The organism is Streptomyces alboflavus (genome assembly GCF_000716675.1).
In the GTDB taxonomy this organism is placed as follows: Bacteria; Actinomycetota; Actinomycetes; order Streptomycetales; family Streptomycetaceae; genus Streptomyces; species Streptomyces alboflavus.
This window is the reverse complement of the sequence record NZ_JNXT01000013.1, coordinates 1-11653: the sequence shown is the minus strand read 5'-3', so window position 1 is coordinate 11653 and position 11653 is coordinate 1. Positions and strand designations below refer to the sequence as shown.

The window sequence follows — 11653 nt, the reverse complement described above, 5'->3', positions numbered from 1 at the left end:
GCCGATATGAAGCCGTCAGAGGCTGTGTCAGTCCGTATTCGGCCTCGGACCCTCCAAAGAGCGCAGACGCTCCCGCAGGCTCTCCGTCAGCGGGCTTCCCATGTCCGCATGGATGGTGACGGCCCTCGTCAGGTCGTCCCGCAGGGTGGAGCGGTCGTGGCCGGGACGTTCGGCGATGGTGACGAGGTCGAGGAGGGCCTCGGCCGCGTAGGCGTACGCCTCGAGCTGCTCCAGCGTGCGCGCCGCCTCGCGCAGGGTCGGCACGGCTTCGCCGGTTCGGCCCAGGTTGTCGAGGGCTCGTCCGAGCGCGGCGGTGGCCCGGGCGGCCATGCGACGGTCGGGTGCGGGCAGGGAGAGCAGATCCGCGCGGGCCTGGCGAAGAGTGCCGAGGGCCTGGTCGTGGTCGCCGCGTGCGTCCAGGGCACGGCCGAGGAAGAACGCGGCGATGGCCGCTCCGCGTGGCTCCCGGCCCCGCGTGTTGAGTTCCATGGAACGCCGGTACGCCGCTACGGCCCGGTCCGGGTCGAAGCGGTCCCAGTACCGGCCGGAGAACTCAAGGACCGAGGCGAGCAGCACCGGCTCGTCGGCGATCTCCGCGCAGGAGATCGCCGACGACAGCTCCCGGTGGGCCCGGTCGTGTTCGCCGATGTCCAGCAGCGGGCGGGAGAGCAGGCTGCGCAGCCGCGCCTCAGCGGCCGGAGACACCGCGGCGGCGGCGTAGCGCGCACCCAGTTCCAGGGATTCGCGCCAGTCGCCCAGGTGCCGGTGGTGCAGGAACAGGACGGTGAAACTCTCGGCCAGCTGCCAGCCGGGGGTGTGCAGCGAGGGGGCGTCCGCCGCGCGCAGGACGGCCATGATGTTCGCCCGCTCGGCCTCCAGCCAGTCCAGCGGGCGTGGCCCGTACTGCGCGGCGAACGGATCCGGTCGTCCTGCCGTCACGCCGCGCAGATCGGCGACGCGCAGGCGGTCCGCACGCACCGAGTGATCCGCGAGTGCCGTCAGGACCAGGTAGTGGGTCAGTACGCGCTCCGTCACCGTGAGCCGGGTGCCGGACTGCTCCTCGGCATCCGCGCGGTCGCGTGCGTGAAGACGGACGAGTCCGTGGAACCGGTAACGACGATCCTCCGTGAGCTCCAGCAGGCTCATGTCATCAAGGACGTCGAGCAGCACCTGGGCCGATTCCAGGTCCCGGCCGAGGGCAGCCGCAGCGGTTGCCGCGTCGAAGGACGGGCCGGGGATCCAGCCGAGGAGTCGGTAGCCGTGGGCCAGGTCGTCCGGCAGCTGCCGGTAGGCGGAGTCGAGGACCGCGGACACCGGAGACTCGCCGCCCACGCTGAGCGCGGACAGTCGCCGTCCGTCGTCCTGGAGTTCCGCGGCGAGAGCGCCCAGCGTGAGGCGGGGATCGTTCACCAGCCGGGCCGCGGCCACCTGCAGCGCGACAGGCAGGCCGGAACACAGGCTGACCACCTTCTTGGCCGCTTCGGGATCGGCGTTCACTCGCTCCTCGCCGCAGCGGTCGGTCAGGAGCAGGAGTCCGGCGGCCTCGGTGAGCGGTTCGAGGGGCAAGGGGTGGGCGCCGTCGAGGGAGAGTTCGCCCAGCCTGGACGTGCTCGTCGCGAGTACGGCGCTGCCCGGACCGTTCGGGATCAGGGCCCGCACCTGCGCGGGGGCTGACACGTCGTCGAGTACGAGCAGGAGGCGCAGGCCGGAGGTCCGGTCACGGAAGAGTGCGGTGCGTTCGCCGAGAGACGGGGGCAGCAGCGCATCGGCCACTCCGAGGGACCGCAGACAGTGGCCGACGGCTTCCGTGACGTCCGCGCCCGCGTCCGTGTGACGGCGGAGCGCCGCGAAGTCCACGTAGAGCCGACCATCGGAGAAGCGCTCGCGTGTCTGGTGTGCGTGCGCCCAGTAGTGGGCCAGCGCCGACTTCCCGACTCCTGGCGGGCCGGCGAGGACACGCACGTCCACGTGTGAGGGCTCGGTGTCGCGGTCGAGCTGCCTGTCCAGAACGGCCAGTTCGGCCGAGCGGTTGATGAAGCGATGGCGGAGGGCCGGTACTTGTGAGGGCGGCCCTTGGCACCGGAGGGCTTCGGGCACGTGGTAGGTGATCGAGGAGTCGGCGGAGGGGGGCGCCGGGGGCACCGCTCCCTGCGATCTGGCGTCCCCCGAGAGGGGTTCGCCTTCCGAGCCGCTCACGTCGCTCATTTCGCCTAAGAGATCCACCAGTTCCCGAGCGGTCTCGGAACCCTGCCGCAAGGAGTGGCGCAGCCGCCGCCGCAGCTGATCGGCACAGTCACCGACGGCGTGCGCGCTGTCCGACTGCAGCGATGCCGCCAACTGCTCGATCGCGGCACGAAGTTGCTCGTCGTCATCGGTCGGAGCACCCTCGGGACGACGTCGGCTGAACAGGCGTGTGAGGCGAGTGCGCACCTGGGTCCACGCCTCGGTCACGGCAAGTCCGATCACCGTGCTCGTCGCACCCGACGCGGCGAGTGCCGCAACCTCGATCCCCACGGGGCCCCCTTCGCATACCGGCGGAGCTGCCGAACCACTCGTGCCTCTTGTGCCGATGACCACCGTAAAGGGATCACGGTCGCACTGATGGCAGGTCGCTGAAGAACGTCGGGGCGGTGGGTTTCAGGGCGTGACAGTACACAGATGCAGCCGCTTCTCATGGGCGTCCGTACCGTCGAGGCGCAGCGCCACTTCGATCTCGTACGGAGGGACATCGGCACGCAGGCAGGCGTAGACGGCGGAGGCGGCCAGTGCGGGATCGGTGACGGGCGCGTCGGTGGAGGACACTTCCACGGCGTTCCCGTCGCGGAGTTCCACCAGGCACACCCCGGAGCGCAGTGCTCTCACGGCGAGGAGGCTGCCGGGCCAGCATGCCAAGGTGTCGCGGGCCCAGTGCCGTGCGGTGGCGAGGTCCGGGGCGGGAGTGGGGCCGAGCAGGACGGAGGCGCTCTCGGTCAGGCCTCGGTCGCGTTCCTCGGCTGGTTCGACCGCGAGGTGCCAGAAGGATCGTTCGGTCTCGGGCCGGTCCCGGGTGACAGCGGAGGGGAAGCGGGTGACGTCGATGGTGAGAGGGGCGCGGGCAGTGGCCTCGGCGCGGAGGCGGGTGCCGACGATCCACGAGGTGACCGGACCCGCGGGATTGGCCGGAGCGGCGAGGACGCGAGGGCGCGGCGCGTGGGTCGGTGGAAGCGAGAGGCCGAGCAGGTCGTAGACGGCCGCACGCAAGCGGGCGACCGACTCACCCGGTCGCTCGACGGCGCGGGCCGCTACCTCCGCGTACTGATCACGACGCCCCGCATGGGCCTGTACGAGGTCGTCGATCTGTGCCAAGAGCCGGCCGTCGGTGTCGAGCCGCGGCGCGAGCCGGGCCAGATCGGCGCTCGCGGTGCCGGGCACGGCCTCGCTCCCGTGCGCGGCCAGGGCCACGGGCCTGCCGAGCGCGGCTCCGTAGAGGGTGACTGATCCGTGGTCGCCGATCACCGCGTCCGCGGCGACGAGCGCGGGCCGCCAGTCGTGCACGGGTGGCATGAGCAGCAGGCCCGCGTCGAGGGCGGCGGCCTGCAGCGTCCGGATGTGCCATGCTCCGTGCGCCGACCAGACGTTCGGGTGCAGAATCAGGCCGACTCGGTGGGTGTCCCAAGGAAGCTGGCTGAGGAGTCGTGCGGGCAGTTCGGGGTTCTCGGCGATGAGCGAGGTCGGTCCCCACGTCGAACTGATCATCACCAAGCGCTGGTTGCCCTGGACGTCCAGAGCGAGCCGGTAGTCTTCCCGCCGGTCCTCGCTCACGAGCAGCTCGTCGAGGCAGGGGTCACCGACGAGCAGCGTGCGTCCGGCGGTCTTCGGGTGGGCGGCGATGAGCTGCCGTTCCTGATCGGGGTGGGAGACGGCCATCCAGGCCCGCCCCGCTTCGAGCAGTTCGTCCGGTACGACGCCGGAGAGGCGGTCGCGCGGGGCGCGGGAGTCCGGAACGTACTTCTGGAAGCCGACCCCGTGGGGGAGGACCAGGACCGGGCAGCGCCCAGCCGGAAGGTCGATGTGCTCGCTGGCGCTCAGAATCAAGTCGGGCTCGACCTGGGGAAGTTGCTCCCAGGGCATGACGCGGCAGCCCGCGTCGTGCAGGAGATCGATCGAGCCGTCGCCGAAGGCGGAACCGGGGTCGTGCGCGAAGACCACGGTGATCCGGGCATCGCCGCGCAGCAGGGCGGGCAGTACCTCCAGGACGCGGATGGTCGAGGTGAGCGTGCGGGCTGCGACGACGAGGGTGCGCTCACCGGGGAAGGTACGCCAGCGATGGGCGTCCTCGCCTACGGGAACCCGCAGGAACGGGATGTCAGCGAAGCGCGCAGCAGCCATCCCGACCTCCCGAGCGTCGGGCGCTGGTTACGCGGTTCGCGGTTCGCGGTTCGCGGTTCGCGGTTCGCGGTTCGCGGTTCGCGGTTCGCGGTTCGCGGTTCGCGGTTCGCGGTTCGCGGTTTATGGTCGATAGCGCACTTCAAGCTGTCTCGCAACCCTTCAGCTGTGGCTGTGGACACGGATGTCCGTGACAACCGTAAGGGGTGAGCCGAGGTGAACACGGAGGTCCGGCTGGGCTCGGAAGGGATCTGGAGCGTGTCGGACGAGGCACCGCCCCCTCCACGGCTCAGGCCGCAAGCTCAAGCAGATGACCCCCCGTCAGCCGGGGGGGGGTGCCGTCAGAGCCCCCCTCGCCCGAGCCCGGTCGCAGCTGCGGCGGCAACTGCGGCGGCAGCTGCGGAGGCCGAGGTACCGGCAGGTCGATCAGGTCGCCCACGCCCGCGACCTGCTGGAGGGTGCGGGCGAGGGAGCGCAGCGCCTCACGGGTGGCGTCCAGTTGGCGGCGCAGCTCGTCGGCTTCGGGCCACGCCCGCTCGTACGTCACCGGGTCCTGGTCGTCCGGCCGCAGCGCTTCGTACGCCGAGAGTTTGGGGTGCCACACCGTCAGCAGCGGCCGCAGCACCCGGTTGAGGGTCACCATGGCGAGGACGCCGAACGTGAGTCGGCCGGGCGGTACGGGAGGGGCGACCGCGGGACCGTGCTCGTGAAGGATGCCGCGGGTGACGTCGTAGAGCGAGTAGAGAGAACTCAGCGCCTCGCGCAGCACCCCCTCGTCCCGCTCCAGCGGGACCACCGCCACCCGACTGGCCAGTTGGAAGTACAGCTGCCACGCGGCCGTGCGCTCCGCGTCCGCGGGCTCCCACAGGCCCGTCACCTCGCCGACGAACGGAATCGTCAGCGTCGCCGTCACCTGTGACGGTGCGGTGCGCCCCCGCCGTGGCGTCTCGCCGGACTGCGCCATGATCGCCTCCCCGAGTCCCCACAGTAGGGTAGAGGACCGTGTGGGACATCTTCCTTAGCTACAGCCGCAGGGACGCCGACCGGGTCCGGCCGCTGCACGAGGCGCTCACCGCGGCCGGCCTGAAGGTGTTCGTCGACGAGTCCGCCGTCGCGGGCTTCGCCGGCATCAGCGATTCCATCCGGCGCGCGCTCGCCGACTCCCGTGTCCTGCTGGCGTACTACTCCTCCGGCTACCCGGAACGTCCCGCCTGCCAGTGGGAGCTGACCGCGGCGTTCCTCGCCGGGCTCAGCGAAGGCGACCCGCGCCGACGCGTCCTGGTGGTCAACCCCGAGCCGGGCACCGGCCACATTCACCCGGTGGAACTGCGCGACACGCGGCACGGTCGAGCGGCGGACCTCGCCTCGGACGTGATCCGGCATCTGCGGCAGGTGACAGGGCCCATGCCGCTGGAGGCCGCACCGCCCAGGGTGCACGGAACGATGCCGCCCGTCATGGGGGAGTTCACCGGCAGGCTCCCCGAACTGTGGCGTCTGCACTCCGCGTTGCACGAGCAGGAGGCGCCGCTGGTCACCGGCCGCACCATGGCCCGGCCGGTACAGCTGCGCGGGATGCCGGGCATCGGCAAGACCCGCCTCGCCCAGGAATACGCCCTCCGCTTCGGGGCCGCCTTCCCCGGCGGCGTGCACTGGGCGCGGACACCGGCGCCCCACCCGCCGGACAGCCGGCACCTCGGAGACGGCCCCTGCCTGTACGTCGTGGACGACGTGCCCTGCGGCCTGACACCCCGCACGGTGGCGGAGCTCACCGCCGCGCACCCGTCCGTACGCACCCTGCTGCTCACCCGGAGCCGTTCGTACGAGGGGCTCGGCGAACACCTCGACCTGGGCCCTCTGCCGCAGGAGGCCGCCGCCGAACTCGTGGGGGACGAGGAGCTGGCCCACGGCGTCGAAGGGCACCCCGGAGCGCTTCGGCTGCTCGGCCGCGCGGTACGGGCCGGGGAGGACCGCGCCGGCCTGCTGGCCAGACTGTACGAGCCGGGCCGCTCGCTGCTGGACGTCCTGGCCGGCGATGACATCACCGCCGAGTACGTACGTGACGTACTGACTGCCCCCGCCGAGGCCCGCGAAGCGCTGCGCTGCGCGGGCGCGCGCTTTCCGCTGCCGGTGGCCGAGGACGACGTGGCCGCCGCGTTCACCGCGGCCGACGGGCTGCCGCCGGCCGTCGCCCGCCGCCGTGCCGCCGTCGGCTTGGCCGAGCTCACTGCTCGGGGCCTGCTGGAACCCGCGCCGGACGGCTACCGGCTGCATCCGGTGACCGACCACGCCTGGCGGCACCACGAAACCGACGCCGCTCGCGCGGAGACGCTGCGCCGTACTGTGCTCTCCATCCTCGGCGCCGGCGGCACTACGCTGGGAGCGGCACCCGACCTGGGCGTGCCGGTTCCCGGCGGACGGAGGGAGGTCGCGCCGATGGCCGTCAGCGAGGCGGAACGGATGGCGGCGTTCGACCTGCAGGTCGAGCTGGTCAGCCGGATCGGCGTGCAGCAACTGCCGATCGACAGCGGCAGCCTCCGCGAGGCCCTCACCTCCTTGCACAGCCTGTTCGCCTTCACCCGCGACACCCTCCGCCGCTACAGCATCGGCCTGCAGTCGTCGGCGGACGCCCCCGATTCGGTGCAGTCCCTCGCGGACCGCCTGCTCAACGAGGTGCTGCGCCCCTTCACCACCGACTGGCATCCGCGACTCCTGAACTGGGAGGCGCAACGCCGACCGGACGTCAGCGCACTCGACCACGAACGCGCCTGGGACCACGCCCCGGCCCTGCGCGCCGCCCTGGACGACCTGCGGCGCCCCCTCCAGGACCTGGCGAGCGCGCTCGCCGCGATCTCGGGCGCGGACTTCGGCCTGTCGGCGACGGGTTGAGCCTTCGCCGTGCGCGAGGCGCGTCACCACGGAACGTGGACCCGCCCCGGCAGTCGAACCGCTCAGCGGTGTGGCCAGGGTGAGTGAAGGCGCGGTACGTCCATCTGCCGACGTGAGCGGAGCCCTGTCGCTCCGCCGTACTCGCTGGCATCCCCTGGGCCGGCATCCCCCTGGCCGACATGCCCTCCGGGGCGGAGGGCCGACGCCGCATGATCTGGAGCGCCCCCGGCAGGACTCGAACCTGCGGCCAAGTGCTTAGAAGGCACCTGCTCTATCCACTGAGCTACGGGGGCCGGGTGGTGGCCGGTGGCCTGGAGCCCGGTGTGGGTGGTCCGTGGCCTTGCCGGGGGCCGTGGACCATGGACCGGGGACAAGGATAGGGCTCCTGGTGGCTTGTCCCTGGTGCTTCACCTCCGCCAGGCGATGTGGAGGTTCGGTGAAGCGGTCCTGATAATCGCAGGCAGGTGCGAATCTCGCATCGCTTTTGGCGTCTGTCGCCCCGGGTGTTGTGCACTCGTTATGCCTGCGCCCCAGTCGTCCCTTCCGTCGCGGGTGTCCGATCGGCGCGCAGGGGTGCCCATATGCTTCAGAAAGGCGCCAAAATTGGGCATTCTTCGCATGTGGTGACCTTGGACGTACGGCCTCAACTGCTTGACGCACTCTCCGCCCTGCGTGAGCGTGTCGCCGCCGCACGCTTTCCGCTCCCCCTCGCGGGGGCGCCACGCGCGCGGGCCAACCGGGACGAGCTTCTCGCACAGCTCGACGACTATCTGGTGCCCCGGCTACGGGCCCCCGAAGCACCCTTGCTGGCCGTTGTGGGCGGCTCCACCGGCGCCGGCAAGTCCACGCTCGTGAACTCTCTGGTGGGCCGTCAGGTCAGCGAGGCGGGCGTCCTGCGGCCCACGACCCGCACGCCCGTCCTGGTGTGCCACCCGGAGGACCAGCACTGGTTCGCCGGGATGCGTGTCCTGCCGCACCTCACGCGCGCGTGGGCGCCCCGGCAGGGCGGTGCGGGCGACGACGGGGCGGGCCGGGGGGCGGGCGGTGACGGGCCGGGCCGGGGGGCGGGCGGCGAGAGCGAGCGCGTCCTGCGCGTCGAGACCGCCGACACCCTGCCCTGCGGCCTCGCCCTCCTCGACGCCCCCGACATCGACTCCCTCGTCGCCGACAACCGCGTGCTCGCCGCCGAGCTGATCTGCGCGGCCGACGTGTGGGTCATGGTGACCACGGCCTCCCGGTACGCCGACGCCGTGCCCTGGCACCTGCTGCGTACCGCCAAGGAACAGGACGCCACCCTCGTCACCGTCCTCGACCGCGTCCCCCACCAGGTCGTCGGCGAGGTGTCGCGGCAGTACGGCGCCCTCCTCGCCAAGGCCGGCCTCGGCGACGTACCCCGCTTCACCGTCCCCGAACTGCCCGAGTCCGCGGGCGGCGGTGGACTCCTGCCCGCCACCGCCGTGGAACCCCTGCGCAGCTGGCTCGCCCACCGCGCCCAGGAACCCGCCTCCCGTAGACAGGCCATCGAACGCACCGCCTACGGAGTCCTCGGTTCGCTGAACTCCCGGATGCCGGAACTCGCCGGTGCCGTCGCCGCCCAGTACGCCGCCGCCCTGCGCCTCACGTCTGCCGTCGACGAGGCCTACGAGAGCGAGCACACGCGCGTGCGCACCCGCCTCCAGGCAGGCGCCGCGCTCGCCGGGGACGCCCTGAAGCGCTGGCGCGCCTACCCGCTCGACTGCGGCCCCGGAGAGCTCCTCGACGCCATCGCCGAAAGCCTCGAAGCGCTCCTGCTGTGCGCGGTCACCGCCGCCGACGAACACATCGACGACGCGTGGCGGCGCGAGCCCGCCGCCCGGGCCCCCGCGCTCGCCCGCAGCGGTGGACGGTACGAAAGGGCCCCCTACGAAGACGGCGACAGCCCCGAGCACCGCATCGGCATGGCCGTCCGCCGCTGGCGGCGCGAACTGGAGGAGTACGCCGAGGAAGAGGTCCGCGCCCTCGACCGCGCCGAGAAGAACACCCTGCCCGACGCCGAAGTCGTCGCTGCCCTGCTCGCCACCGCCCTGCTCGGCGGGCGGCGGGCACGCACCGCCGGAGAGACTCTGGCCGAGCGCATCGGTGCCCACGGGGCGCTGCGCCTGCGCGACCGCGGCGGCCGACTGCTCACCGACTACCTGGACAAGGTCCTCGGCACGGAGCGCGAGCGGCGCCTCGCCCCCCTCGACGCACTCGACGTCAACCCGGAACCCCAGGCCGAACTCATCGCCGCGCTGTCCGTACTGCAGAAGGAGAGGTGACCGCGGTGACCGCCGTCACGGGCCACACCGATCACACCGGCGATCTGGAACGCACGGAACGCACGGAACACGCGGAACGTACGGAAAGCGCTGGCAGCGCAGACACCGTCGACAGTGCTGACGGTACGGATGCCACTGCGGGCGGCGTCGACAGTGCCGAGAGCGCCCCGGGCGCGGGGCGTGCCGAACACGCCGGTCAGAGCGACGAAAACGGCGACCACGCGCGCGAGGGCGACGGCGTCTGGGACGACGGGCTCATCGCGCGGCGCGTGGTGCCCGGCACGTCCCCGGCGAACGGGCCCTCCCGGACGGTGGCCGAGGTGCTCGCCGGATCGGTGGCCTCCGGTTCGCCCTCGATCGCGTCCCCGGGGAGGCCGTCCGCGTACGGGGACGCAGCCGCGTACGACACCCGCACCCCGAGCGTGCCGTACGAGAACAGCGCCCCCGCGCAGGACACCACCGTCGTCTACGAAGGACCGCTGCGGGGGCGTCTCGACGCGTTGCGTGAGCTGATCGGCCTGTCCCGTACGCGGCTCGACAGCGCGACGCTCGCCGAGGCCGGGCGCGTGCTCGACGAGGCCGCGGCGCGGCGCCGGCTCTCCGACCGGCACACCGTCGTCGCCCTCGCGGGCGCCACGGGCAGCGGCAAGTCGACCCTCTTCAACGCCCTGGCGGGCGTGATGATCTCGGAGACGGGCGTACGCAGACCGACCACCGCCGCACCCATCGGGTGCAGCTGGACGGACGGCGCCGCGGGGCTGCTCGACCGGCTCGGCATCCCCGGGAGGCTGCGCAGGCGGCCGCTCCAGGGGGCCGACGCGCAGACCCTCCAGGGCCTCGTCCTCGTGGACCTGCCCGACCACGACTCGGCCGCGGGGGACCACCGCGAGCACGTCGACCGGATCCTCGGGCTCGTCGACGCGGTCATCTGGGTCGTCGACCCCGAGAAGTACGCGGACGCGATGCTGCACGAGCGCTACCTGCGACCGCTCGCCGGGCACGCCGAGGTCATGTTCGTCGTGCTCAACCAAGTGGACCGGCTCCCCGGAGACGCCGCCGACCAGGTGCTCGACGATCTGCGGCGGCTCCTCGACGAGGACGGCATCGCGCTCGGCGAGCACGGCGAACCGGGCGCCACGGTGCTCGCCCTCTCCGCCCTCACCGGAGAGGGTGTCGGCGATCTGCGGGAGGCCCTCGGCCAGTTCACCCGCGAACGGGGAGCCGCGGCGCGACGCATCGAGGCGGACCTGGACGCGGCGGCGGCACACCTGCGGCCGGTGTACGCGGCCGGGGCGGGGTCGGCGTCCGCGCGGGGCGCGATCGGGCTGAGCGAGGAGGCGCGCGAGGAGTTCTCCGAACGGCTCGGGGAGGCCGTCGGCGCGGCGGCCGCCGGCCAGGCCGCCGAGCGGGCCTGGCGCAGGCATGCGGGCCGGGCGTGCTCCTCGCCGTGGCTGCGGCTGTGGCGCTGGTACGAGGCGCAGCGCTTCCCGCACAGCACGGGCAGGCACACCGTGGCGCCCCCCGCGGACGAGGAGTCGACGGCACGCGCGCGCGTGGAGCACGCCGTGCGGACCGTCGCGGACGAGGCGGCCACCGGGCTGCCCACGCCGTGGGGGCAGGCCGTGCGGGAGGCGGCGGCGCGCGGGGCCCAGGGGCTGCCCGAGGCGCTCGACGAGCTGGCGCTGCGGGCGGCACTGCCGGACGGGCGGCCGCCGCGGCCCGGCTGGTGGCCGGTGGCCGTCCTCGCGCAGGCGGCCATGACGCTGCTCCAAGTCGTCGGCGGGCTGTGGCTGGTGGGGCAGATCGTCGGCGTCGCGGAGCCGAACCTGGGCGTGCCGGTGCTCCTGATGGCCCTGGGCATCGTCGGCGGGCCGTGCGTGGAGTGGGCCAGCGGGATGGCGGCGCGCGGTCCGGCCCGGCGGTACGGCTTCGAGGCCGAGCGGCGGCTGCGGGAGGCGGCCGCGGGGTGCGGGCGGGCGCGGGTGCTCGATCCGGTGGCGGCGGAGCTGTTGCGGTACCGGGAGGTGCGGGAGCAGTACGTGCGGGTGGCTCAGCGGGGGTGAGGGCGGGAGGGGGGGCGCGGGCGAGGCGGGTGGGGCAGGCGG

Annotated in this window: 6 protein-coding genes and 1 tRNA gene; 3 read left to right on the top strand and 4 right to left on the bottom strand. The window is 73.0% G+C overall.

All coding sequences use genetic code 11. The annotated features are described in order from the left end of the window. Window positions 1-27 precede the first annotated feature (27 nt). The 3 genes from OO63_RS11905 to OO63_RS11895 form a co-directional block, all read right to left on the bottom strand. Window positions 28-2514, bottom strand: a complete 2487-nt coding sequence (locus OO63_RS11905; RefSeq protein ID WP_106983409.1) for an NB-ARC domain-containing protein — start codon at window positions 2512-2514, stop codon at window positions 28-30. 123 nt (window positions 2515-2637) lie between these two features. Next, entirely contained in the window at window positions 2638-4368 is a 1731-nt protein-coding gene (locus tag OO63_RS11900; protein ID WP_033264054.1) for a hypothetical protein, read from the bottom strand. Window positions 4369-4654: 286 nt separating this feature from the next. Continuing rightward, window positions 4655-5329: a hypothetical protein gene (locus OO63_RS11895; protein WP_063750395.1), complete on the bottom strand. Its 675-nt coding sequence runs from the start codon at window positions 5327-5329 to the stop codon at window positions 4655-4657. Window positions 5330-5367: 38 nt separating this feature from the next. On the opposite strand from OO63_RS11895, the gene OO63_RS11890 reads away from it, so the two are divergent. Further along, the gene (locus OO63_RS11890; protein ID WP_030359920.1) at window positions 5368-7251 is read left to right on the top strand and encodes a toll/interleukin-1 receptor domain-containing protein; all 1884 of its coding nucleotides are present in this window, start codon (window positions 5368-5370) and stop codon (window positions 7249-7251) included. A 220-nt stretch (window positions 7252-7471) separates the two neighbouring features. Here OO63_RS11890 and OO63_RS11885 read toward each other — a convergent pair. After that, a tRNA-Arg gene (locus OO63_RS11885) sits at window positions 7472-7544 on the bottom strand. A gap of 288 nt (window positions 7545-7832) precedes the next feature. Here OO63_RS11885 and OO63_RS11880 point away from each other — a divergent pair. Beyond that, window positions 7833-9548 (top strand): ATP-binding protein, encoded by a 1716-nt coding sequence (locus OO63_RS11880; RefSeq protein WP_428835926.1) that lies wholly within the window; start codon window positions 7833-7835, stop codon window positions 9546-9548. Then, window positions 9545-11611 (top strand): YfjP family GTPase, encoded by a 2067-nt coding sequence (locus tag OO63_RS11875; RefSeq protein WP_078619086.1) that lies wholly within the window; start codon window positions 9545-9547, stop codon window positions 11609-11611. Before OO63_RS11880 ends, OO63_RS11875 begins: the two co-directional genes overlap by 4 nt. Window positions 11612-11653 lie beyond the last annotated feature (42 nt).